This is a genomic window from Pedobacter polysacchareus, assembly GCF_019802255.1.
Classification (GTDB): Bacteria; Bacteroidota; Bacteroidia; order Sphingobacteriales; family Sphingobacteriaceae; genus Pedobacter; species Pedobacter polysacchareus.
Map to the genome: position 1 here is coordinate 381,774 of NZ_JAHYSS010000004.1, position 25,582 is coordinate 407,355.

The following is a 25,582-nucleotide window of genomic DNA, read 5'->3' on the forward strand; positions in this document are numbered from 1 at the left end:
GGCGGTTTATTTACCGTTTACTTTCAAAAGTTCTACTTCGAAAATTAAAGTGCTGTAAGGTGGAATGTCTGCACCTGCACCACGCTCGCCATAAGCAAGGTTGTAAGGGATGAAGAACCTGTATTTTGAACCTGTAGACATCAACTGGATGCCTTCTGTCCATCCTTGAATTACGCGGTTTAATGGAAGAGAAAGCGGCTCGTTTCTATCATAAGAGCTGTCGAACTGTTTTCCATTCAATAAAGTACCTTTATAATGTGCCAATACCGTGTCTGTAGCTACCGGCTTAACACCTGTGCCTTCCTGAAGCACGATATACTGTAAGCCACTTGCGGTTTCTTTTACGCCTGGCTGTTTCCTATTGTTTTCTAAAAATGTTTTTCCTTCGTTGATCATGGGTAAAAATTTCTTTTTGTTCAGGCCGTTAAATAGGTTGCTGATGGGTGTTTGTGATTGTTCTTTGCTAATTAATAATGTTTTTCCTTCGAGTGCATCCTTCATCCCTTTGATCATCAGATCGTAGTTTAAAGTCGTCAGCCCGTCTTTTTTCATACTACCTGCCATATTGGCGCCTAAAGCATAACTGGCCGAATCCAGGTTGTTCTTAAAAACTGGTTTTACCGGGCCCTTAGCCGCTGTTTTTGTGGCCGTAGCTTTTTTTGCCGGACTCGCCTTTGTTCCTTTTGTCTGCGCCATAGCCGCCAGACTGCAGCATGGAAGTAATAAGGTAATCAAAATTTTTTTCATCAATGCTGTTGTTTTTATAAGAGGGTTTGCCTGTTCGGGACCTACCCAATGGTTCATTTGGAGGGGAAAGGTACAAAGTATCCTGAAATTTTTTGTAAAGTTTGATCAGAGCTGCTGTAATTAGGGTAGAATGCTGGCCGGAGAAGGGTACCTATGAGGCCTGCTTTCTTATAGCCTTTGGATAGGGTTGCTATAGGGTTGCTATAGGATTGGGCTAGTTAACCCTATAGCAACCCTATAGCAACCCTATAGCAACCTTATCGGAACCCCTTCCGAACCTTATACTAATGCCCTTCTCTTCCCGGACTCTTCCCGGTGTCAACATTCAATAAAAATTCCTGATGTTTCCCGTTTTTTAAAATCCTGGGATCAGAAAAAAAAATGGGCTAAAAAAAAATAAGCACCCTGATCAGGATGCTTATTTTTTTTCCGCTTAGGGAATACTAGAAACGCTCAGCAGCAGTAAAGAAGAAATCTCCTTCGATTTGTGCATTCTCGTCTGAGTCAGAACCGTGAACCGCATTTGCATCAATAGATTTTGCATATTTAGCACGGATGGTACCTTCAGCTGCATCAGCTGGGTTAGTAGCACCGATTAATTTTCTGAAATCTTCAATTGCATTGTCTTTTTCTAAGATCGCAGCAACGATAGGTCCTGAAGACATGAAAGTTACTAAATCTTTGTAGAAAGGACGTTCAGCATGAACTGCATAGAACTGACCAGCAGTTTCTTCAGTCAATTTAGTATATTTTAAAGCAACGATCTTGAAACCTGCTGCAGTAATGTCGTTGATGATTGCGCCGATATGTCCGTTTGCAACAGCATCAGGCTTAATCATGGTAAATGTTCTGTTTGTAGTCATCTTATTTCAATTTTTTTGCAAAATTACGTTTTATACTGTTAATATTATAGCATCAAATATAATAGGCTCCAATTAATCATTTAATCACTAGCTTTGCAGTGAAAATTATGCTATCTGTTCCTGAATTAAAATCACTGCTGGCAACGCCGCAAAAAATTGTAATTACAACCCACCATAAGCCTGATGGCGATGCGATGGGTTCATCTTTAGGCTTGTACGCTTATCTGATCCAGAAAGGACATCACGTAACCGTGATTACGCCTACGGATTATCCCTACTTTTTACATTGGCTTCCCAATAATTGTGATGTCATCATTTACACAGAACAACAGGAGAAATCTGCGCAGTTAGTCGCAGAGGCAGCCTTGATTTTTTGCCTGGACTTTAACACCCTGAGCAGGATCAATGAATTGGGAGAATTGGTGAGGGCGTCCAATGCTTATAAATTGATGATCGACCACCATTTGGATCCGGAAGATTTTGATGATTACCGCCATTGGAGTATCAATGCCTGTGCAGCAGCACAATTGGTTTATGATTTTATTGTGAATGAGCTGGAAGACGGTCAATTCATGAATAAAGATATTGCCACTTGCTTATATACCGGTATCATGACAGATTCTGGCTCTTTCCGTTTCCCTTCCGCAAATTCTACCGTATACCGTATCGCGGCTGAACTGATTGATTTGGGGGCTGAACATTGGAAAATCCACCAATTGGTATACGATAATGCGACGGAAAACCGCCTGCGTTTCCTGGGCCATTGCCTGAGCAACAAACTGGAAATCCTGCCTGAATTCCATACTGCGATCATCACCGTGACCAAAGAAGAGTTGAAGTCATTCAATATTCAGACCGGTGATACAGAAGGTATTGTGAACTACGCACTGTCTGTAAACGGGATAAAATTAGCTGCATTTATTATTGAAAGAACTGATAAAGTTAAATTATCTTTGCGCTCCACCGGAGATTTCCCTGCAAATGAAATTTGTAAGAAATATTTCAATGGTGGCGGACATAGAAATGCGGCAGGTGGTTATTCAGATCAAAATCTGGAAGATACCGTAACGACTTTTAAAGCGTTACTAACAGACTATAAAACACAATTATTACAATAAAGGCTATAACCTGTTGAGCTGAAAATAAAAGAATGCTCGCCTTCAGTATAGAATAAAAAAAAATTAAATAAAAAACAAAAACTTAATAAACCACATGAAGAAAGGTATCGTAATTCTTTTCGCAGCAACACTTGGATTAGCTGCTTGTAACCAATACAAAAAAGGTCCGGGTGGCCTGATGTACACCATTCACAAAGATGGTGGAAAAGATAAAATCAAAGAAGGTGATATTGTAAAATTGAACTTTATTCAAAAAACTGAAAAAGACTCAGTAACTGTAAATACCTGGGATATGGAAGCACCACAAGTGTTCCCTGTACAGAAAAAAGTATATGCAGGTGATATGAATGATGTATTGACCATGTTTGGAGAAGGCGATAGTGCAACTTTCAAATTGGACTTAGATACCGTAGCTAAATATTCTGGTCAGCCAAAACCAGCAGGTCAAAAAGACAAATACCTGATCTTTACGATTAAAGTAGAAAAAGTATTGCAAAAAGGTAAAGATGAGGCTGACTCAACTTTCCAGAAAAAAGCAAGAGAGTTCTTTGAAAAAGACTACAAAGCAAACATTGAAAAAATGAAAGCTGCGGAAGCGGGTAAAATCAAAAAATATATCGCTGATAACAACCTTAAAACAACTACTACGGCTTCAGGATTACAATATGTAATCAGCAAACCAGGTAACAATGAAAAACCTGTTTTAGGTGATACCATGATGGTAAACTACACTGGTAAATTAACGACTAAAAAATCTGACGGTAAAGATAATATCTTCGATACCAGTGATGAGAAAATCGCTAAAGAATCAGGTAAACACAATCCAATGGCTACTTATGGTCCGCGTGCGATCACTTTAGGTAGAGCAATTCCAGGATTTGACGAAGGTTTACAATTGATCGGTAAAGGTGGTAAAATGACCATGATCATTCCTTCAGCTTTAGCTTATGGCGAAGGTGGAATGCAGCAAGGTGGTATCAGTCCTTTCGCTCCACTAGTATTTGATGTGGAATTAGTAGACATTAAAAAACCAAAAGCTGCCCCAGCTGCAACGTTGACTCCAGCAACAGCTGCGCCAACTGCTCCGGCAAAGAAAAAATAATTAAAAAGCATTAAAATAGAAAAGCCCGTCCGCATATAGTGGACGGGCTTTTTTTATTAACTTTGTCCATGCTTTTGACGGATACCCATACCCACCTATATTACGAGACAGACCCTGAAAAATTAGATATCTTGATGCAAAGATGTCTTGATAATCATGTGGAGCGCCTGTTTTTGCCCAATGTTGATATTGCTTCTATTGCCAAAATTGATGCGATGGTAGAAAAATACCCGCAGCATTGCTTTGCCATGGCCGGATTACATCCTTGTGATGTAAAAGAAGATTATGAACAGGTACTGGACGAAATCTGCGAAAGTATCGTAGGCAGGGAAATCTATGCCATTGGTGAGATCGGAATTGACCTGCACTGGGATAAAACTACTTTAGACATTCAGAAGGTTGCTTTTTCTGAGCAGATCAAATGGGCGAAAGACCTGAACCTGCCGATCGTCATCCATTGCAGAGAAGCTTTCGACGAGATCTTTGAGGTATTGGAAAAAGAAAGAGATCCCAAATTAAGAGGGATTTTGCATTGCTTTACCGGAAATGTAGCGCAGGCAAAACAAGCCATTGACCTTGGTTTTTACCTGGGTATTGGTGGAGTAGTCACCTATAAAAACGGCGGACTAGACACGGTATTGAAGGAAATCCCATTGGCCAACCTGGTGCTGGAAACTGATTCTCCTTACCTGGCACCGGTTCCTTTCCGTGGAAAACCAAATGAAAGCAGTTACCTGATACACATTGCGGAGAAATTAGCAGACATTTATCAAACCGACATCGAAGAAATTGCTGCAGTCACCACTGCCAATTCTAAAATTATCTTCAACATCTAACCAATGACTAAAATACTGATCATCTATACCGGCGGAACCATAGGAATGGTAAACGATCCTAAAACCGGTGTACTCATTCCCTTTAACTTTGCGCAAATTCAACAAAATGTTCCGGAACTGGCCAGGTTAAACTACGACCTTTCCGTACATTCTTTTGATCCCATCATCGACTCCTCTAACATGAATCCCTTGATTTGGGAACAGTTAGCCAGCCTAATCCGGGATAAATATGAGGAATTTGATGGTTTTGTAATTCTTCATGGTTCCGATACAATGTCTTTCACCGCTTCTGCATTGAGCTTTATGCTGGAGAACTTGTCGAAACCGGTGATTTTAACCGGCTCACAGCTGCCGATAGGAGAGATCAGAACAGATGCCAAAGAAAACCTGATCACCGCTTTAGAAATTGCAGCTACAAAGAAACAAGGGAAAGCAATGGTGCCCGAAGTGTGTATTTATTTCGACTATCAGCTGTTTCGCGGCAACCGATCCATAAAATACAATTCAGAGAAATTTGAAGCCTTCCGCTCGCCAAATTATCCGATTCTGGCAGAAGCAGGGGTACATTTATCTTTCTTTAAAAATTACATCGCCAAACAGCCTACAGAACCTTTAAAGGTACATACCAGGTTCAACGCCAATATTGGGGTACTGAAACTGTATCCGGGGATTTCTCCTCAGGCAGTTCATGCCATTACGAAATCAGGGGTGGATGCAATTGTGCTGGAAGCTTTCGGCTCCGGAAATACAACTACTGCAGATTGGTTCACTTCCAGTTTAGAGGATGCCATCAATAGCGGCAAACTGATCATCGACATTACCCAGTGCAAAAGGGGGGCTGTAGAATTGGGGAAATATGAAACCAGCAAAAAGCTGCAGCAGATGGGCGTCATCTGTGGTTATGATACCACTTTTGAAGCTACAGTTACCAAATTGATGTATTTAATGGGGCAGGATTATACCGCAGCAGAGGTAGGTGCTTTAATGGAGCAATCGCTTCGCGGAGAGCTGACTGCCTGATGTGCTTATCCTGTCAATGTAATTAAAAACCAAAATCTTGCGCTAGATCAATTATAACCTTAATTTTGCAGTTCAATAGCAAATTGGAATGAAGATAGAGCAGATATATACAGGTTGTTTAGCAGAGGCAGCCTATTACATAGAAAGTAATGGTGAAGCGGCAATTATTGATCCCCTACGTGAGATAGATCCCTATCTTAAACGTGCGGAGAAAGATAATGCAACGATAAAATATATTTTCGAAACTCATTTTCATGCTGATTTTGTGTCGGGTCATGTAGACCTTGCAGAAAAATCCGGTGCGGAAATCGTGTATGGCCCAACGGCCCAAACGACTTTCAAATCGTTGATTGCAGCCGACGGACAGCAATTTAAAATTGGTGCATTAACGATCACCACTTTGCATACACCTGGACATACACCAGAATCTACCACCTACCTATTGACGGATGAGGAAGGTAAAGCACATTGCATCTTTTCGGGTGATACCCTATTTATCGGTGATGTTGGCCGTCCGGATTTAGCACAGAAAGGGGAGCTGACCATGGAAGATATGGCCGCCACCCTGTACGATTCGCTGCACAATAAAATTTTAACACTTCCCGATCATGTATTGGTATACCCTGCACATGGTGCCGGTTCGGCCTGCGGAAAAAACATGAGCAAGGAAACTTTCGATACTTTAGGGCATCAAAAGGAAGTCAATTATGCCTTAAAAGCAAGTTCAAAAGAACAATTTATACAAGAAGTGACGGCAGGTATTTTACCGCCACCTCAGTATTTCGCCAAAAATGCCGCCATGAACAAACATGGTTATGAAAGCTTTGAAGAAGTTTGTGAGAAAGGATTGACGCCTTTAACACCAGACGAGTTTGAAGCAATGGCAAACAGTACCGGTTCCCTGATCCTTGATACAAGAGATCCTCAGGTCTTTGCTAAGGGCTTTATTCCTTCTTCGGTGAACATCGGGTTAAACGGTCAGTTTGCCCCTTGGGTAGGCGCTTTAATTACTGATCTCAAACAACCTTTACTGCTGGTGTGTGAGCCTGGAAAAGAAGAAGAAGCGATTATGCGTCTTTCCAGAGTTGGTTACGACAATACCATTGGGTTTTTAATGGACGGCATCAGCCTATGGGCCGCCACAGGAAAAGACCTGGACACCATTACTTCGATTTCCGCTGCGGAATTTGAAAAGGTATTGAATAACAATGAGAATGTGAAAGCCCTGGATGTGAGAAAACCAGGAGAGTATGAAGCAGAACATCTGGAGCAAACTTTAACACGTCCTTTGGATTACATCAACGACTGGACAAAGGAGATCGATCCTAAAGCAACTTATTACATCCATTGTGCCGGTGGGTACCGCTCTATGGTAGCCGCATCGATTCTTAAAGCCCGTGGGGTAGAAAACGTGATCGATGTTGCCGGTGGTTATGCAGCCATTAAAACGACAGGATTAAAACGTACGGATTTTGCCTGCCCTTCCAAACAGATGAAAGCTTAATCCATTATTAAAACGGATAAAATGAACAATTACGATGTACTGATTATTGGTGCCGGCCCGATTGGGATGGCCTGTGCGATTGAAGCTAAAAAGGCAGGACTGACGTATGTCATCGTAGAAAAAGGAGCATTGGTGAATAGCCTGTTCAATTATCCGGTGTTCATGACTTTCTTTTCTACTTCTCAGCGCCTGGAAATTGGGGATGTGCCTTTTGTGAGCATCAACCCTAAACCCAATCGCAATGAAGCGGTAGAATATTATAGGAGAGTTAAAGAAAAGTTCTCTTTAAATATTCATCTTTTTGAAAAGGTGGAACAGCTGAAGAAAGATGCCAATGGCGTATTTCAGGTGGCCACTTCAAAAACAAATTATACAGCCAAAAAAGTGATCATCGCGACGGGATTCTATGATGTTCCACTTATGATGAATATTCCAGGCGAATCCTTGCCGAAAGTGACCCATTACTATAAAGATCCGCATCTGTATGCTTTTCAAAATGTAGTTGTGATTGGAGCCAATAATTCTGGTATTGATGCCGCCTTAGAAACTTACCGCAAAGGCGCTAAAGTGACTTTGGTGATCCGCGGCGGAGAGATCGGTTCTTATGTGAAATATTGGGTACGCCCGGATATTGAAAATAGAATCAAAGAAGGTGCAATCACCGCGCATTACCATTCGGAAGTGACCGCGATTGAAGAAGGAAAGGTAACCATTAAAACTCCGGAAGGGGAGCATACCATCGACAATGATTTTGTGATTGCCATGACTGGTTATCATCCGGACTTTGCGATGCTCAAAAATCTTGGCGTAGAAATGGGAGATGGGACACAGCCCTTCTATAATGAAGAAACGATGGAAAGCAATCTGCCAGGTGTATACCTTGCAGGCGTAGTCTGCGGAGGAATGGATACGCACAAATGGTATATCGAAAATAGCAGGGTACATGCCGAACAGATCTTTGCACATATCGCTGCAGGGGAGAAGGCATTGCTGTAAAATGAAAAAGCGCCGTATCTCTTGTTTAGCAAGGTAGACAGCGCTTTAATACTATAGGATTAAGGTTGTGCCGCAGCCTTTTCAGCTATAGGAATCTTCAATACGTTTTTCACAAATTCATCTACCGCCTGTAATACAGTTGGGATGTCTTTAGAGGTAATGTAGGAACCTATAACATGGTCTCCAGCATTAGGAATTGCTTTTTTAACTTTCATAGCAGCCGGAGTTCCCAGTTCATCAAACATTTTCAATTCTGCAGATACCTTTACTGTTTGATCTTGTTCCTGCTCATTTTTATAATAATATAAGAGCAAGGTTGGCTGTGTTACTTTTTCAAAAGTTTGCTTGTTCATGGTCGTTTCTACCAATTCCTGCAGCTCAACTGCAGATTCCAAACGGTATTTAGTATACCAGTATTTAGCATATCTAGGATCACTGTCGTCTACTTCTCTTTCTTTTTTGCCGCCAAAGTTCAGACGCGCAATCTGTAATCCCCATGGGTTGTTTAATAGAAAAGCGAACTTCTCGTTGATCTCTACGTTTGGCGACATAAGCATCAAACTGTAGACCTCTTTAGGATAGGTCGCAGCCAGCTTTAAAGCCAGTGTACCACCAGTAGAAGTGCCCATCAGGATCACTTTCTTTCCTAATCTTCTTCCAATTTCTAAAGCTTGTTTGGCGCTTTCCCATGCCCGGTCTGGCGTATAATATTCCATTGCCGAAACGGTGTCAATCCCATGATCGGCAAGTCTGGCCAGGTATAAATTGGCATGTATCTCTTTTGCAAGGTGGGTATGAACAGGATTTCCCTCTTCCTTGGAGGCGGTATAGCCATGCAAGTAAACTATCGAATATTCCGACTGCTGTTTGTTCGCAGTATCTGCCCATACAATCTCCGCCTCATTACCTGGCTTGATCTTGTGTCTGGACTCGATAGATTTCACATAATTTTCAAGCTCTGGAAGTTGAGGAACAACAGGGAGCTGAGCGCTGTATTGTGGCTGCGCAGGTCTTGGACCCATAAAATATACCACGAGAGCGACTAAAATAACGGCGATAAGTACTTTGAATGTATTTTTCACTTTAAACTTTTTACTAAAAGTACGCTTTTAAAGATATTTAATTTATGTTTGCACACATATTTTTTCACCTGAATGCCGGGAATAAATCAGATAAAACTACCTATAGCCGCCGACATCGCTGCCTTCGAAGAAAAGTTCAAGGCCTCCATGCACAGTGACGCACCATTACTGGATAGAATTACCCATTATATTGTTAAAAGAAAGGGTAAACAAATTCGTCCGATGTTCGTCTTCTTTGCTGCAAAACTTTGTGGCGGAATCATTGAATCTACACATAGAGGTGCCGCTTTAGTGGAACTGCTGCATACTGCAACACTTGTTCATGATGATGTGGTAGACAATGCCTATGAGCGTAGAGGTTTTTTCTCCATCAATGCCCTTTGGAAAAACAAGATTGCCGTATTGGTAGGTGATTATTTACTGGCCAAAGGATTGCTGCTTTCTGTAAATAACGGGGAATTCCGCTTGCTGCAAATCGTTTCTGAAGCGGTAAAACAAATGAGTGAAGGGGAGCTGCTGCAAATTGAAAAGGTACGTAAGATGGACATTTCTGAAGAATTATACTTCGATGTGATCCGTCAGAAAACCGCTTCTCTAATTGCTTCCTGCTGTGCCTGCGGTGCGGCTTCGGCAGGTGCTGATGAAGAAACCATCGAAAAAATGAGGCTGTTCGGCGAAAAGGTCGGCATCGCTTTCCAGATTAAAGACGATACTTTTGATTTCGGTACGGATGATGTTGGAAAACCTTTAGGTATCGATATTAAAGAGAAAAAGGTGACTTTACCTTTGATCTATGCACTCAACCGTTCCGATAAAGCAGAGAAAAAGAAAATGATCAATCTGGTAAAAAACCACCAGGATGAGCCCGCTAAAATCCAGCAGATCATTGATTTTGTGAATGCCAAAGAAGGCGTTCGCTATGCGCATGAAAAGATGGTGCAGTACCAGCAGGAAGCTTTCGATATTCTCTATACTTTCGAACCTGGTGATGCCAGAACAGGGCTGGAGCAATTGGTTCGCTACACGACAGAACGCAAAAAATAATTCCCTGCCATCAATCTGCTATAAATTTGTTGCAAATAAAATGACCCACAAGTACAACTTGTAGGGCCAAAATCCTTATTTTCATTGAAATTTCCCCTTTATGAAAGCTTTTTTTAGTCTATTGATTTGTGCTGCTGCAGTTGCTGCGGAAGCTCAAACTACGGTACAAACTCCTGCCGAAACGGCTACACAAACTCTTGCACAGTCGACAGTCATCACATCCGTATCTTCAAAAATGAAGGTTCAGGATAATTTTGGCCCCGTTTTTCAGCAAATAAACACGGAAGTGCAAGCCAATTCCAAGGCTTATGATAACCTGAAATTCGCTACCGAAAATATCGGACACCGCCTAACGGGATCTGAAAATGGGGCGAAAGCAGAGGCTTATGTTTATCAGCTGCTAAAATCTTATGGTTATGACGTAAAATATCAGCCTTTTGAAGTAGAAAGCTGGAGCAGGATCAGCAATGAAACCAACATCGGGGATTCGGAAAAGGAATTGAAAAAAGTAAACTCGGTTACTTTGGCGCATTCGCCGGTAAAAGCCAGTGTAATTGGGGAGCTGGCAGATTTAGGAAATGGCCTGGAAGCGGATTATATCAAGGACGGAGGAAAGGTGAAAGGTAAAATTGCACTGGTTTATCTGGGCATACTTCCCGGATCTCCTGAAAAGACACCTTACCTGCACCGATCAGAAAAAGCAGCGATTGCCATCCAGCACGGTGCCACAGGAATTATCCTGATCAATGGCGTAAAAGGAGGGGTATTGCTGACTGGAACTGCTTCGGTTACCGGAAAACTGATTCCAATTCCTGCAATTTGCATCGGTTTGGAAGATGGCATGGCCTTAAAAGAAACGCTAAAAAATAAGCCGCAATATGCCAGCTTAAATATGAGTAATTTCTCTGGTGTGATTAAAGCGAGGAATGTCATTGCCACCTTAAAAGGAACTACATTGCCTGCAGAAAAGATTGTAGTGGGTGGTCATTTGGACAGCTGGGATCTGGCAACGGGTGCTATCGACAATGGGATTGGCTCTTTCGCCATTATTGATATGGCGCGAACCTTCAAAAAATTAAACTTAAAAACAACACGTACACTTGAATTTGTGCTGTTCATGGGAGAAGAACAAGGCCTGTTGGGCTCAAAAGCTTACGTAGCCGCAGCGCAGAAACAAAATGCATTGGATAAAGTCAGGTTTATGCTGAACTATGATATGGCCAATAACCCGAAAGGTTTTTCGACCAGCAGAAAAGAAATGAAAGATTTGTTTACAGCTTGGGGCAGTCAGATCAATCAGCTGGATAGCGGTTTCAAAAATATATTTTATGCTGGTGCTGGTTTGCACAGCGATCACCAACCTTTCTTATTGGAAGGAATTCCAACAGGTGGGGGTGCAGGAGAAGTACTGCCGAATAATTCCGGCCCTTTTTACCATTCCGATGGAGATGTATTCTCGCTCGTGAATGATCAGGAATTGAGAAATACAGTAAGGTTTAGTGCCATGCTGGCTTATGCCCTGGCCAATACACCAAATATTCCAGTGAGCAGACAATCAGATGAGGTCTTGAAGAAGTTCCTTCAGGAGAATGAGTTGGAAGTCCCGTTGAAAATTGCCGGAGAATGGAAGTGGTAAAGTGATCAATTAAAAAGCTCAGCATTCCTGTTAAGAAATGCTGAGCTGAAAGAGAGGTAGACTTATTTTTTACCAAACCTGCATTTAAGGCTGTTCAATAACCGCCTCCGGTTTATTCCAGTTGATCTTGACGGAGAAATACATCAGACAAGCCACGGTAATAAACAGACCAATACTGCCGAAGAGTAGCGCAAGATCTTGCAATTGGATAATAACATATATAAAGCTGTAGAATATACTGAGGATGATGGCAAAAATTATTGCTGCTTTTTTGTTCCTCAGGAAGGCTCCGATAAAGGTACTTACGAGGATCACTGTGGCGACAGAAGCGATGAAATAAGCGGCTCCAAAACCAACCTGTTCCGTAAAGGACAGCAGCAGGGTATAATAGATGATCATGGCAGCCCCAATCAGGACATATTGCAGCAGGTTTACTTTCACTTTATTCAGTAATTCGATGAAGAAAAGTGAGATGAAACTCAATAGGATGATGAGAATGGCATATTTTGCAGAGCGCATCGTTTTCTGATACTGATCTACAGGCAGTAAAAACTTCACCCCAAAAGTCGCTTTTATTTTGTTTTGTGGCGTCAGCACCGCTTGTCCGCCAAGCCATTGCTGGGGAAATGGCCTGTTGAAATTCGACATTTTCCAGGTACTGCTGAACTGTTTATCTGTGATGTTCCTGTTTTCCGGCAGAAAAGCACCTGTAAAACTGGGGTTGTTCCAATCGCCATTTACTTTGATGGTACTGTTTTTTCCGAGGTGAAGGAAATTCAATGCTTCACTGCCCCTCAGGTCTAATTCATAATTAAAACCGATGTCGGAACGCTTTGTGGCAGAAAGATCGATGAGTACGCCCAAATTATTGACCAATAGGTTTTCTGCTGCGAAGTCCGGTTCTGCAGTATAAGCCTGGCCTGCTACTTTAATGATAGGCGTGCTTTTTAAACCTTTAAAGTCGCTGATGCCAGCCACGATTTTCGCTTTATCCCATAACACCAATTCTGGATTGATCCCCGATTTATTCAATTCCAGCTCACTGAATTTACCATTTAAACGGATCTTCGTATGGTAGACCACGGCATCAAATATACCCCGGTGCAGGATTTCAGGTTTCACGTCACTTTGTATGTCCAGGCTTTCAGGGAGCAGATATATGGTGTTGAAACTTTCTTTCATGATCGATTTTCCGTTCACATCTAAGGCTTTGACCCAGGTTTTATAAGGGAGCTGCAGGATTGGGCTTTCAATCAGCTGCGGGCCCGACCATTTTTCGGAGATTTCCTGAATGGCCTCGTCTTGTCGGCCCTGGCGTTCCTGAATCAGGTATTGAACCCAGGAAGAGGGGATCAGCAGGAGCAGCGTCAGTACAGCGATTAAAAATAGTTTAGCACCCACAGATTCCTGTAGGAGGGCGAAAGTTGATTTTTCTTTAGGGAATTGAATGTTTTCCATGGTTTCTGTTTTTAAAAGTACTTTGTATCTCAAAGTATGTGGATAAAAAAAATTAAGATTTCTGTTGTTTGATTAAATTTTCCAGGGATTCCAGGTGTTTCAGGAAGGCGATCCTTCCTGCTTCTGAAGCGGCATAACTGGTATTGGGCTTTCTGCCCAGAAAGGATTTATAGACATTGATATACGCTTCTTTTTCCAGGGCTTTCAGATGGGAAGCCAGGTTGCCATCGGTTACTTCCAGCAACTCTTTCAGAGAATTGAAGTCGTAATTTTCATTGGCTACCAGAATGCTCATGATCTGCAGGCGAACCCGGTTTTCAAAGGCTTTATCAAAATTTGCTAATGTGCTTTTCACTTGTCGTATTTAAAATGCATGATCGTACCATAAATGATGTGGAGGATTCCGAAACCAATAGTCCAGAAAATAAGCCCATATCCAGGCAGTAAAGCGGCGAATATACCAAGAATCAGCTCCATTAAGCCAAGCCATTTTACATCTTCGAACGTATAGCTGCTGGCAGCAACAAGCGCCAGTCCGTAAAATATCAGACAGGTTGGGGCGATGACGCCATAATATCCTCTAAAAAATAAGATTAATATCAGTGCACCTCCGGTCAGTAAAGGCACCAACATGCTGAACAGTAGTTTTTTGCTGATGGGGTTCCATACTTTCTGTTGGTGTTTCCCGGCTTTTCGCAGGGTAAGGAAAATTCCTGTACTGATGGAAAGCAGCAATACGGCTAAAGCTATAAAAAATAAATTCCATAACAGGTCAGGCTCATTCACAAAATGCTCCCGGTAGTCCATGCTCATGGTTTGACCGTACACCAGTGAATAGGCGATACCTGCACCAATTAAGGCATAAACTCCAGCCAAAATTCCCGACAACCCGCTTAGAGAGATGAATTTTGCAGAACGTTCCATCAGGTTTCTGATAGAATGGAGTTCAGAATAGATTTCTTGCTTTTCCATAAAAGTACTTTGTACTACAAAGTAAAGTATTAATTATGGAAACTACAAGAGGGGCTTAAGAATTTTTCACGAGGATGCTTTCCAGCACATTCGCTACGTCATCGCATTTATCAGCCGCCATCTCCAGGATTTGCAGGATTTCTTTCTGTTTGATCAGTTCAATCGGACTGATGCCGGATTGAAATAAAAAGGCGATGGCTTGATTACATACGGCATCTGCCTGGCCTTCGCCTTTATAGATCCGCAGACAAACATCACTGATCAGTCCGGTATTCTTGAAAGTGCGTAGTTCTTTGAGGGCAATCTCCAGGTCGCGGCACATTTCGATCAGCAGTTGCGCCATACGGATCATTGGCTTATTGAGTGCTGTTACCTGATAGAGGTCTACATTAATGGCTGCAGTATGCATATAATCCGCGATGGCATACAAAGAGCTGATCAAAGAATGAATGTCTTCCCTGCTGAATGGGGTGATCAGGCTTTTGCTAAGGCTCAGGAATACTTTAGTACGGATTTGTTCGCCGGTATGTTCCATGCGCTCAATTTCCTTGATGTGTACTTTGCGTTCTTCCAGATCTGTGGTGCTGAAAGTAAGCAATAAGGTTTCCGAGAGGCGCACCAGGTTTCCGCCGCATTGTTCAAACAGCGGCTGGAACTTTTTATCCTTAGGACTAAAGGCTTTAAAAAAGTTGTTCATATTATAGATGATATAATTCAAAAATATCAATCGTAATATTAACAGGGGATGAAGTTTTTGCTATATTAAACGATGGTCACTTCGATGCCGAGGCTTTCCAGCTGCTGTAAAATCTGAGGGGAAATGCGGCTATCGGTAATGATGTGATCGACTTCTTCTATGCCGCAGATTTTTCCGAATCCTCTCTTTCCGAATTTGGTAGAGTCTGCCAGTACAATTACTTTTTGTGAGGCGTCCATCATTTGCTTGTTCAGCTGTGCTTCAAAAGCATTAGTGGTGGTGAGGCCAAAATCCAAATCAATCCCATCTACGCCAAGAAATAATTTACTGCAGAAAACATTGCTCAGGATATTGTCTGAATAGGGCCCGGTGACAGAAGTCGAGCTTTTTCTCAATAAGCCGCCCAACTGAATCACGTCAATGTTGTCGTGGTGGATCAATTCTAAGGCGACGTTCAATGCAGAAGTGATGACCGTGAGGTTACCCTGAGGCTTAATGGCTCTGGCCAATGCCAGTACCGTGGTGCCAGAAGCAATGATAATCGAATCATTGTCCTTGACCAATACTGCTGCCGCAGCCGCTATGCCCAGCTTTTCTGAAGATTGTAATTGCTCTTTCTCGTTTACAGGTCGATCTACCGTATAAGGGTTGTTTAACGTAGCTCCACCATGGGTTCTGAAAACCAGCTTTTTGTCTTCGAGTAGTTTCAGGTCCTTACGAATGGTCACCGAAGAAACATCCAGCTCCTTGCATAAAACCTGAACATCTACAGATCCTTCTGCTTGAATTCTATGGAGAATGAATTGATGTCTTTCTGCTATGTTGATCATTACGGGCCTTTTTTGAGGTTTTTGCTGGATTTTGAATTAAAGATGCAACAAAATTAAATGAAATAATAAATTATTCAGTGATGATTTTAGCTGATCCTATTCTGGTCTTTCATTTTGTTGTGATTTAATGTTAAGTGAAGGTTAACGAAATTTTTTTTTTAAGCGGGGCTAAAATGTACCTGCTTTTTTCCTTTGAAATTACTGGGGCTTAGGTGGTAATGGAGCTCGTTGACCTATTGATTGTGCTTGGTGTTTCGTTTTGTTTTAGGTCTGAAAAGGCCTTTTTTCATATTAATTGAGTGGTTTTTGCAGCTGAAGTTAACCTATCCATAATATTCGGGTAATAGTAATAGGGGGATATTTGCGGTGAAAGGCAGAATGGAAATGAAACGAAATGTGAAGCTCCATTCTGTTAAACACACACAATTGAAAACTATAATGAAGAAAACTTTTACCAAGGCATTTTTCCTGGCCATGGCCATTGTACCGGCCGGCCAGTCGCTGAGCGCTGCAGCAGTAGTTAAACCGCGCATTATTTTACAGGAGACGGTGACGATTAAGGGGGTAGTTAAAGATCAAAAAGATGGACAGCCTTTACCGGGTGTCACCATCAGTGATCAGCACCGAAAAGTACTGGGGGCCACCAATGGCGACGGTGCTTTTAGTATCAGTATTCCGAAAGGAAGCACACTGTCTTTTAATATGATCGGGTACAATGTAGTCAGCAGGACATTTTCTGAAAACCAGAGTCAGGTACTGATTTCTCTTGGAGAATCCAGCAGCGAGCTGAATGAGGTAGTGGTTACGGCATTAGGGATCAAACGGGAAGCAAAATCTTTAGGATTTGGGGCAACCGTAGTGAGTGGAAAAGAAATTTCAGATGCGCCCTCCAATAACTGGTCGGACGCCTTAAAAGGTAAAGTGCCAGGAATGACCTTGACACAAACCGGTTCAGGACCGATCAACAGTGCGCGAATTAACCTTCGCGGCGATCGTTCCCTGAGTGGTAATAACGAAGCGCTCATCGTGGTAGATGGGGTGCCGATCTTAACCCGTAGTGCGAGTTCAGGAGTAAGTGATGCGTATGGTGCCGGTTCTTCCGGTGCGGATAAAGACATTCCAATCGATTTTGGTAATGGGATTTCTGATATCAACCCAGATGATATTGCCTCAGTAACGGTATTGAAAGGGGCTGCTGCGGCTGCGCTTTATGGCAGCAGGGCACAAAATGGTGCCTTAATCATCACCACCAAATCAGGGAGTAAAAGGGAAAAAGGACTGGGCATTACTTTTAACTCCAATACCAGTATTAATGATGTATTGCGCTGGCCGGATTATCAATATGAGTATGGGCAGGGAAATGACAATAGAAATGCTGCAGGAGAATTGTACTATTCTTATGGCGCTTCTGCCGACGGGGTGAATACCAGTGCGACTTCCAGTGCGTTCGGACCAAAATTTAATGGACAGAGCTATTTTCAATATGATCCTAATTTAGAAGGTCAGGGTTTGACACGTACGCCATGGGTTCCTTATAAAGACAATATCAAAGGATACTGGCGCAACGGTTTTACGCTGCAGAATGGCGTAGCCCTGGATGGTGGTACCGATAATTTTACGGCAAGAGCTTCCATCACCCATACTAAAAATGAGTGGATTATGCCAAATACAGGATTTGAAAGATTGGTGGCCTCCCTGAATACCAGTATGCAGATTTCTAAGAAAATGAAACTGAATGGAAAGATCAGTTATACCAATAAAACCAGTGATAACCTTCCAGGAACAGGATACAACGGACAGTCGATCGCTTACTTTATGATTTTCCAGAACCCGAATGTGGACCTGGATTGGTATAAACCAATGTGGAAGAAAGGTCAGGAGCAATTGAAACAGATTCATCCTTTCAGCTCTTACATCGAAAATCCTTATTTGATTGCCAATGAAATGACAAATAGCCTGAACAGCACGAACCTGGAAGGGAACCTGCAGGGGCTCTATACTTTTAATAAGGACTGGGAATTGATGGTTCGTTCCGGATTAAACATGCGTGTGGATGCCCGTGAGCAGCGTCGTACTTTCGACACTTCAAATTTCCCATTGGGCTATTACAAACAACAGGATGTGAACTTTCAGGAGTACAATACGGATGCCTTGTTAAGCTATACCAAAACATTGACTCCTAAATTGGGTTTACGTGCGTCCTTTGGTGGAAACTTAATGAGAAGAACCTTAAAGGAAAACAATTCTGTTGTACGCGGACTGCTATCTCCGGGAGTATATAAACTGTCGAATGCTTTAACCAATGCACTTGCGGAAAATGAATTGATCAAAAGGGAAACACAAAGCGCTTTCGGATTGATCAACCTGGATTGGGATAAGAAAATTTATGTGGACATAACAGGCCGTAACGACTGGTCATCTACCTTACCAAAGGGAAATAATTCTTATTTCTATCCTTCGGTAAGTACCAGTTATATTTTATCGGATATGTTCAAAATGCCTAAAGCCATTTCTTTCGCTAAAGTCAGACTTTCATGGGCACAGATTGGCTCGGATACAGAACCTTATCGTACACAAAAATATTATGGTTCTTCGCTGTTTCCAGGTTCCGCTGAAGCACCGGGAACTTTATTCAATGACAACTTGAAACCAGAAATGTCTACTTCATGGGAAACAGGTGCCAATGTTGCTTTACTAAATAACAGAATTACTGCCGATGTAAACTTATATGTTTCCACTACCAGCAACCAGGTTTTATTAGTGCCATTAGACATCACTACCGGTTATTCTAAAGGGTTTGTGAATGGTGGTAAAGTGCGTAATAAAGGAATAGAGCTGATGCTGAGTGCTAAGCCGGTGGTATCAGCAGATTTTACCTGGACTACTACCCTTACCTGGTCGAAAAACCAGAACAGAATTCTGGAATTGAGTAAAGATGTATTGAGCGCACAGCAGATTATTGCACAAAGTGGCTCTGGCGCGGCTTCTATTATTGCGACTGTTGGCGGTACTACTGGTGATTTATGGGGTTACGGCTTGGTTCGCAACGACAATGGCGATGTGATCTTTGACAAGAAAACAGGATTTGCGGTTCGTCCTACAGATATGAAGAAAATCGGGAATGCGTATGCAGACTGGCGCGGTGGTCTCCACAATGAGTTCAGGTATAAAGATTTTACCCTAAGCGTATTGGTTGATGGCCAGTTTGGTGGTATTGTTTATTCTCAGACCCACCACAAAATGACGGAACAAGGAAAGCTAAAACACACGCTTGCCGGTAGGGAAGAAGGTGGCGTAATTGGTGATGGCGTGGTACAGAATCCTGATGGCAGCTTTTCGCCAAATACGACTAAAGTACCAGTGGCTACCTGGTATGCCGATTATTACCGTCGTGCGAACGTAGAAACAAACAGCTTTGATGCTTCTTACCTGAAGTTGAGAGAGGCTAGAATTGAATACCGATTGCCAAAAAACTGGACCAGGAAAATGAATATTACCGGCGCTACCATTGCATTATATGGCAGAGACCTGGCGATGATCTCTAAATTCCCGGCTTTTGATCCGGAAACAGCAGCATTGAATGGTTCGACCATCATGCCAGGTGTGGAAATGGGCCAATTGCCAAGTACCAGGACTTTTGGATTGAACTTAAGGCTGCAGTTATAATCAGACCGCTTCCTGAATCATCGGGAAGCCATCTGGAATTACTCAGAAGTTAAGCTGGACTGATTCAGCAAATGATAAAATAAATGGCCTCCGGCCGGAAAAATATAAAAGGTTACAAAAAATATAATCTAATGAAAATAAAGATAACAGCCATTTTTGCTTTAGTAAATCTAATGGTTTTTTCTTCTTGTACGAAGGATTTTGAAGAACTGAATACCAACCCCAACTTGGTGCAGACTGCTGTTCCGGGAAGTTTATTGACGCCAACCCTATATGGTATGAGCACTTATTTTACCGTAAGAAGCTATAATTTTACCTGGCAGATCATGCAGGTAGGGATGCCTAATCCTAGTCTTGCTGCCGGTATTCATCGCTATGATGTACAAGAATCTGAAGGAAATGGTACCTGGAACAATTGCTATAAATACCTGCGCAATGTAAAGGAGATGGAAGCTTCGGCAAAGGTGTTCAATATGCCGGTTTATAAGGCAGTTGCCACTACGATGAAAGCCTATATCACCGGAATCCTGACTGATAGCTTTGGTGATGTTCCCTTCTCGGAAGCGATGCGTGCAGAAGAAAAGATTACTCAGCCCCGATTTGATACACAGGAAGAAATCTATGTTGCTTTACTGCAGCAGCTGGAAGAAGCAAATGCCATTTATGCAACGGAAAAAGGTGCCATGTCTGGCAATGACTTTTTATATGCCAATAAAAAAGAAAACTGGCAGAAGTTCAACAATTCCCTGCTGATGCGCATGCTGCTGCGTCTTTCGAAAAGAACTGAATTTAAAAGTTATGAACGCTTGAAAGCCATGATTGCTGATCCGGTAAAATATCCGGTATTTGCCAGCAATGCGGAAGCAGCGATAGTGAAGGTTTCTGGAATTGCACCTTACGATTATGCCTGGGGCAGACGTCAGGATTATGTGAATTCTGAAGCCATGGGAGAGTTTTTTGTAGAAATGCTGAATGGGCTGAACGATCCTAGAAGAGCGCTGTTTATGACCAGAGCTTACAAAATTGTAAATAAATTACCGGTAGACCAGGGTTTTAAAGGATATCCTGCCGGACATTCCGGACAGGATTCACAATTCGGTTTTACGCCAAGCGGACCTAATGGTGATTTAATGTTCCCATCTGCTGTAGGAACGCCAATTAATGAGGTGCTGATGAGCTATGCAGAAGTAGAATTTATCAAAGCTGAAGTTGCTTTAGTAACCGGAGATCTGCCATCAGCTAAAACTGCTTATGAAAAAGGAGTGACTGCTGCGGTGACACAATGGCCTAATGGTGTGATGCCTGCTGATTATTTCCTGAATCCTAATGCGATTTTTAAAGGCACATTGGAGCAGATTATGAATCAAAAATATCTAGCATTATTCTTTAATGATTACCAGCAATGGTTTGAATACCGCCGTACAGGTTTCCCTAAATTGCCGAAAACAGAATTTATGCTGCACAATGGAGTGATGCCTACGCGCTTTGTGTACCACAATGATGTGCGCAGGTTTAATCCGGAAAATTATAGAATTGCTGCCGAGCGAATCGGTGGAGATAACGTGATGACAAAAGTTTGGTGGGAGAAATAAATCATGAACAGAAGACGATTTATACAGAATTTTAGCTTGCTGACTACCGGTTTGGTAGTCAGCTTGAATCATGAAGCTTTTGCGCAGCTGCAAAGGGGGAATGCCATTAAAGGCAGGGTCACTGCAGGAAAAAAAGGCCTGGCCAATGTAGTGGTCTCTGATGGGTATTCCGTGGTACTGACGGATGCCAAAGGAAATTATAAGCTCACAACCCATCCAATGGCTGCTACCGTTTGGCTGAGTACACCTGCAGGTTATGAGTTCCCGAAAAAAGCAAGTTTAGCCAGTCACTATCATACCCTGGGCAGCAGAACAGACTATCATTTTGATCTGAAACGTTTAAAAAAGGACGACCAGCAGCATGGCTTTATCATCTGGGCAGATCCACAGGTAAAGAACAAGAAGGATGTGGCTCAGATGATGGAAACTTCCGTTCCTGATGTGCAGCAGCTGGTGGCTGCATTAGGGGCTGATCCACTGATCCATGGGATTGGCGTAGGTGATCTGGTATGGGACAACCATGCGCTGTTTGAAGATTACAATGCTGCGGTGGCACAGATGAACATTCCATTTTTTCAGGCCTTAGGAAACCATGATATGGATTACCGCATGGGCGGAGATGAGACTTCCGATCGTACTTTTAAAGAGATTTATGGGCCTACTTATTATTCTTTCAATAGAGGGCAGGCGCATTATGTGGTTTTAGACAATGTGCGTTACCTGGGTAAGGAACGGGAATATGATGGTTTTATCTCCGAAAACCAATTGGCCTGGCTGGAAAAAGACTTACAGCAGGTATCGAAAGATCAGCTATTGATCATCAACTTACACATCCCGGTATACAATTCGGTAAAGAACAACACGGAATTTTATGCGCTGCTGGAAGGGTATAAAAATGTCCACATCATGTCAGGCCATACCCATTACAATGCCAACCACATTCAAAATGGCATTTATGAGCACAACCATGGTACGGTTTGTGGTGCCTGGTGGACTGGCCCGATCTGCAGTGATGGCACTCCAAGAGGATATGGGGTATATGAAGTTTCCGGAAATGAATTGAAATGGTATTATAAATCAACGGGGAAAGATAAGCAGGAGCAAATGCGAGTTTATGTGGATCAGCTGACCAACCAGACCCGTTTGCTGGCGAATGTATGGAACTGGGACCCGGAATGGAAAGTTGTTTATTTCCTGGACGGCCGCTTAATGGGGCCAATGGAACAGCAGAAGGGCTTTGATCCTTTAGCAGTTAAGCTGTATCTTGGGGATCAGCTGCCGCTGGGAAGGACCTTTGCAGAACCACAGAAAATAGACCATTTGTTTACCGCCCACTTCGACCCTTCGGTGAAAACTGTAAGCGTATTGGCTACAGATCGCTTTGGAAATGAATATCGTCAGGAAATGTCTTGTACTTAAAATCATAAATCATTGATCAATATAAATTGAAAACTATGAAAATTACCTCCTTATTGATGTGTGCTGCTGTGATCGGATTAGCTCCGGCAGGGCTGATGGCACAGGTAAAAGTAAGCGCACAGGCAGAATTCCCTTCTTTTAGTACGGAAGGTCATCGTGGCGCCCGTGGGCTGATGCCTGAAAACAGCATTATAGCCATGAAAAAGGCGATAGACCTGGGTATTACCACCTTAGAAATGGATACCCACGTGACCAAAGATGGAGAAGTGGTGGTGACGCATGATGATTATTTAAGTCCGGCGTTTATGCTGGATGCAAATGGAAAGGAACTCCTTCCCGGGGATGCTAAAAAATACCCGGTGTATCAAATGACTTATGTGCAATTGAAAAGCTTTGACCTGGGGTCGAAACCTTACCCAGCCTTTCCTCAGCAAGAAAAGATAAAAACGTTTATTCCCCGTCTGGAGGAATTGATTGACTCGGTACAGCTGTATATAGAACAAAGGGGCAAAAAGCAGATGTTCTATAATATAGAAACAAAATGCGGACCGGAAGGGGATGGGGTATTGAATCCGGATCCTGAAACATTTGTAAAACTGCTCATGGCAGTATTAGAGAAAAAAGGAATCACTCCATTTGTAGTCATCCAGTCTTTTGACAAGCGGACATTACAGGTGTTAAATAAAAAGCATCCGAAGGTCAGGACCTCTTATCTGGTGGCGAATACAAAAAGCTTTGAAGAGAATATGGCTGATCTGGGCTTTTCACCTTTCATCCTGAGCCCGTATTATAAAATGGTCAACACAGAATTGGTCAGGAAATGCCATGATCGAGAGATTAAAGTGATTCCATGGACGGTAAATTCGGCAAAAGAGATTCAGGAACTGAAAGATTTAAAGGTAGATGGCATCATTTCTGATTATCCGAATCTGTTGATACCCTAGTTCTTAAGCTTAGATTTTAGCAGCATTTGAAGCTTTCAAAAAGATCAGGTAATTCGTAGTTTAGCAGGTATATGAAAACAATATTTCGAAACCTGATCTGCAGCATTTGCCTGATCTTTCTTTTATCACCAATTTGTGCCCATGCCCAGGGGACAAAACTGGATACTGGTTACAGGTCCAAAGGTTACGTGGAGCGACTGGAAAAGTTTAAAGCGGAGCCATTGGCTAAGGGTGATATCGTCTTTTTAGGAAATAGCATTACTGCGGGCACCAACTGGGCAAAATTACTGGATATGCCCAATGCGAAGAATAGAGGGATTTCTGGTGACATTACCTTTGGCGTGTTGAATCGTCTGCAAGAAATCATTGACGCCAATCCCCGTAAGATATTTATCCTGATCGGGACGAACGACATTTCCAGGGAAATCCCTGATTCGATGATCGTGCAGAATTATAAACGCATGGTACAAAGGATCAAGGCAGGATCTTCTTCCAAAATATATTTCTTTACTGTATTACCGGTGAATCAGAATACAAACTTTCAAAAGCATAAAGGAAAGGCTGCTCACATCAAGTGGGTCAATTCAGAAATCAAAAAACTGGCCGCTAAAAATGTAGGGGTGATCGACTTGTACCGTTATTTTGTAGACGTTGAAGGTCAGCTTAAAGAGAATCTGAGCTACGACGGATTACACCTCAATGAAGCAGGCTACCAGGAATGGGCAAAAGTCCTTCGCGCCGGAAATTACCTTAAATAGGTTTTCTGTAAGTATTGAAATACTTCCTTTAGCGGATTAGCTGCGAATCGCAACAGGTTTAGCAGCGAGGAATACCGGCGCAGGGAAAGGAATCACTTCCCTGTTCACATAGCGGTCTGTCTTATAAGTTTCTTTTCCCAACTTCTTTAACATCTTGTAATGAGATTTTAAAGCGTCGCTGAAAGTAATACATTCATTATAAGGCAGATCATATTCTGCTGCGGTTTCTTTCACAATTTTGCTGATGGCAGGGTAGTGGATGTGACAGATTTTAGGGAATAAATGGTGTTCTACCTGTCTGTTTAAACCACCGCATAAGAACGCAGCCAGGGAGCTGTTAACGGCAAAATTAGCCGTTGTCTGTAATTGGTGCGCTGCCCAGGCCTCTTCAATGTTGCCATCTTCATTGGGCATAGGAAATTCTGTAGACTCTACCACGTGGGCCAGTTGGAATACCAGTCCTAATACCAGTCCCTGGGCAAATTGCATCGCCAGGAAACCAATGATAAATTGCCACCAGGTAATGTTCATCACCAATAAAGGCAGTACAATAAACAGAAAGTAATAAATGGCTTTATAAAAAAACAGGTTGAAGTATTCGATTTTCGGATGGCTCAATACATGTTCACCCACTTTTTTCTGAAAGAATTTCTTGTAGTCTTTTCTAAATACCCAGGAAAGCATGGCCAGACTGTAAAGCGCAAAAGCATAAAAATGCTGGTATTGCTGCACTTTGTTTACCGTTTCTGAGTTGGAAAAGCGGATTAATCCTGGAGCCACATCAATATCCTCATCATGACCTGCGATATTCGTATAGGTATGGTGAACAATATTATGGGTAATGTTCCAGACATAAGGACTTGCGCCCAATAAATTAAATATAAAACTGAAAATTTTATTTACTGCAGGGTAAGGAGATAGTGCTTTATGGATGGCATCATGGCAAACGTTAAAACCAACGAAGGCACCAAATACGCCCAGCATAATGGACAGTAATAACATTACAGGCGCGCTGAAGTTACCCAATAACAGGCCCAGATAAATGCCCGTTAAGCCGGTAAGGAAGAAAAAAACTTTGAACCACATCGCCGGATTGGCATAGCTGGTGGTGTTATTTGCTATAAAATAAGCATCAACTCGTTTTCGTACTGTAGTATAAAATGTTGATTTACTGGTGTTTGTAAACTTGATCTTTCTCGCCATAAATTATTTTGTCCGTACTGAATGTATGGCTTAATCTCCCTCTATTTTCAGCTAATGTAGCACAATTAATACCAGAATGTTTATTTCCTATATTA

Annotated in this window: 22 protein-coding genes; 13 read left to right on the plus strand and 9 right to left on the minus strand. The window is 42.3% G+C overall.

From position 1 onward, the window contains the following. Positions 1–6: 6 nt before the first annotated feature. Positions 7–747 (minus strand): BamJ family beta-barrel-assembly machinery protein, encoded by a 741-nt coding sequence (bamJ, locus tag K7X70_RS12850; RefSeq protein ID WP_222537470.1) that lies wholly within the window; start codon positions 745–747, stop codon positions 7–9. A gap of 443 nt (positions 748–1,190) precedes the next feature. Continuing rightward, a complete protein-coding gene (locus tag K7X70_RS12855; protein WP_222537471.1) occupies positions 1,191–1,610 on the minus strand; it encodes a nucleoside-diphosphate kinase in 420 nt (139 codons plus the stop codon). Positions 1,611–1,717: 107 nt separating this feature from the next. On the opposite strand from K7X70_RS12855, the gene K7X70_RS12860 reads away from it, so the two are divergent. The 6 genes from K7X70_RS12860 (at position 1,718) to K7X70_RS12885 (ending at position 8,186) form a co-directional block, all read left to right on the plus strand. Beyond that, complete coding sequence (locus tag K7X70_RS12860; RefSeq protein ID WP_222537752.1) at positions 1,718–2,728, plus strand: DHH family phosphoesterase; 1,011 nt, start codon at positions 1,718–1,720, stop codon at positions 2,726–2,728. Positions 2,729–2,822: 94 nt separating this feature from the next. Further along, positions 2,823–3,830, plus strand: coding sequence for an FKBP-type peptidyl-prolyl cis-trans isomerase (locus K7X70_RS12865; RefSeq protein ID WP_222537472.1), 1,008 nt, complete (start codon positions 2,823–2,825; stop codon positions 3,828–3,830). A gap of 68 nt (positions 3,831–3,898) precedes the next feature. Continuing rightward, positions 3,899–4,666 (plus strand): TatD family hydrolase, encoded by a 768-nt coding sequence (locus K7X70_RS12870; protein ID WP_222537473.1) that lies wholly within the window; start codon positions 3,899–3,901, stop codon positions 4,664–4,666. A gap of 3 nt (positions 4,667–4,669) precedes the next feature. Next, the gene (locus tag K7X70_RS12875; RefSeq protein ID WP_222537474.1) at positions 4,670–5,686 is read left to right on the plus strand and encodes an asparaginase; all 1,017 of its coding nucleotides are present in this window, start codon (positions 4,670–4,672) and stop codon (positions 5,684–5,686) included. An 88-nt stretch (positions 5,687–5,774) separates the two neighbouring features. After that, positions 5,775–7,190, plus strand: a complete 1,416-nt coding sequence (locus K7X70_RS12880; RefSeq protein WP_222537475.1) for an MBL fold metallo-hydrolase — start codon at positions 5,775–5,777, stop codon at positions 7,188–7,190. 21 nt (positions 7,191–7,211) lie between these two features. Then, the gene (locus K7X70_RS12885; protein ID WP_222537476.1) at positions 7,212–8,186 is read left to right on the plus strand and encodes a YpdA family putative bacillithiol disulfide reductase; all 975 of its coding nucleotides are present in this window, start codon (positions 7,212–7,214) and stop codon (positions 8,184–8,186) included. 59 nt (positions 8,187–8,245) lie between these two features. Here the strand turns inward: K7X70_RS12885 and K7X70_RS12890 are convergent, their stop codons facing one another. Next, positions 8,246–9,268: an alpha/beta hydrolase gene (locus K7X70_RS12890; protein WP_222537477.1), complete on the minus strand. Its 1,023-nt coding sequence runs from the start codon at positions 9,266–9,268 to the stop codon at positions 8,246–8,248. A 72-nt stretch (positions 9,269–9,340) separates the two neighbouring features. On the opposite strand from K7X70_RS12890, the gene K7X70_RS12895 reads away from it, so the two are divergent. Together K7X70_RS12895 and K7X70_RS12900 are read left to right on the plus strand one after the other, a co-directional pair. Further along, the gene (locus K7X70_RS12895) at positions 9,341–10,312 is read left to right on the plus strand and encodes a polyprenyl synthetase family protein (protein ID WP_187665812.1); all 972 of its coding nucleotides are present in this window, start codon (positions 9,341–9,343) and stop codon (positions 10,310–10,312) included. A gap of 100 nt (positions 10,313–10,412) precedes the next feature. Next, positions 10,413–11,948, plus strand: coding sequence for a M28 family peptidase (locus tag K7X70_RS12900; RefSeq protein WP_255607136.1), 1,536 nt, complete (start codon positions 10,413–10,415; stop codon positions 11,946–11,948). 84 nt (positions 11,949–12,032) lie between these two features. On the opposite strand, the gene creD is transcribed toward K7X70_RS12900, so the two are convergent. From creD to K7X70_RS12925, 5 genes are all read right to left on the minus strand, one after another. Further along, complete coding sequence (gene creD, locus K7X70_RS12905; protein WP_222537478.1) at positions 12,033–13,406, minus strand: cell envelope integrity protein CreD; 1,374 nt, start codon at positions 13,404–13,406, stop codon at positions 12,033–12,035. Positions 13,407–13,458: 52 nt separating this feature from the next. Continuing rightward, positions 13,459–13,761 (minus strand): winged helix-turn-helix domain-containing protein, encoded by a 303-nt coding sequence (locus K7X70_RS12910; RefSeq protein ID WP_222537479.1) that lies wholly within the window; start codon positions 13,759–13,761, stop codon positions 13,459–13,461. Continuing rightward, complete coding sequence (locus K7X70_RS12915) at positions 13,758–14,378, minus strand: hypothetical protein (protein WP_222537480.1); 621 nt, start codon at positions 14,376–14,378, stop codon at positions 13,758–13,760. Before K7X70_RS12915 ends, K7X70_RS12910 begins: the two co-directional genes overlap by 4 nt. A 55-nt stretch (positions 14,379–14,433) precedes the next feature. After that, positions 14,434–15,075 (minus strand): DUF47 domain-containing protein, encoded by a 642-nt coding sequence (locus tag K7X70_RS12920; protein ID WP_222537481.1) that lies wholly within the window; start codon positions 15,073–15,075, stop codon positions 14,434–14,436. Between the two features lie 65 nt (positions 15,076–15,140). Next, positions 15,141–15,905 carry a DeoR/GlpR family DNA-binding transcription regulator gene (locus K7X70_RS12925; protein WP_222537482.1) on the minus strand — a complete coding sequence of 255 codons (765 nt, stop codon included), beginning with the start codon at positions 15,903–15,905 and terminating at the stop codon, positions 15,141–15,143. Positions 15,906–16,331: 426 nt separating this feature from the next. On the opposite strand from K7X70_RS12925, the gene K7X70_RS12930 reads away from it, so the two are divergent. The 5 genes from K7X70_RS12930 to K7X70_RS12950 all read left to right on the plus strand — a co-directional run bounded on the left by K7X70_RS12930 (position 16,332) and on the right by K7X70_RS12950 (position 24,284). Beyond that, the gene (locus K7X70_RS12930; protein WP_255607137.1) at positions 16,332–19,571 is read left to right on the plus strand and encodes a SusC/RagA family TonB-linked outer membrane protein; all 3,240 of its coding nucleotides are present in this window, start codon (positions 16,332–16,334) and stop codon (positions 19,569–19,571) included. Positions 19,572–19,702: 131 nt separating this feature from the next. Then, positions 19,703–21,163: a SusD/RagB family nutrient-binding outer membrane lipoprotein gene (locus tag K7X70_RS12935; RefSeq protein WP_222537483.1), complete on the plus strand. Its 1,461-nt coding sequence runs from the start codon at positions 19,703–19,705 to the stop codon at positions 21,161–21,163. A 3-nt stretch (positions 21,164–21,166) separates the two neighbouring features. Further along, positions 21,167–22,582 (plus strand): calcineurin-like phosphoesterase C-terminal domain-containing protein, encoded by a 1,416-nt coding sequence (locus K7X70_RS12940; RefSeq protein ID WP_222537484.1) that lies wholly within the window; start codon positions 21,167–21,169, stop codon positions 22,580–22,582. 35 nt (positions 22,583–22,617) lie between these two features. Next, entirely contained in the window at positions 22,618–23,526 is a 909-nt protein-coding gene (locus K7X70_RS12945) for a glycerophosphodiester phosphodiesterase family protein (protein WP_255607139.1), read from the plus strand. 71 nt (positions 23,527–23,597) lie between these two features. Further along, positions 23,598–24,284 (plus strand): GDSL-type esterase/lipase family protein, encoded by a 687-nt coding sequence (locus tag K7X70_RS12950; protein WP_222537485.1) that lies wholly within the window; start codon positions 23,598–23,600, stop codon positions 24,282–24,284. Between the two features lie 36 nt (positions 24,285–24,320). Here the strand turns inward: K7X70_RS12950 and K7X70_RS12955 are convergent, their stop codons facing one another. Continuing rightward, positions 24,321–25,487, minus strand: coding sequence for a fatty acid desaturase family protein (locus K7X70_RS12955; RefSeq protein WP_222537486.1), 1,167 nt, complete (start codon positions 25,485–25,487; stop codon positions 24,321–24,323). Positions 25,488–25,582 lie beyond the last annotated feature (95 nt).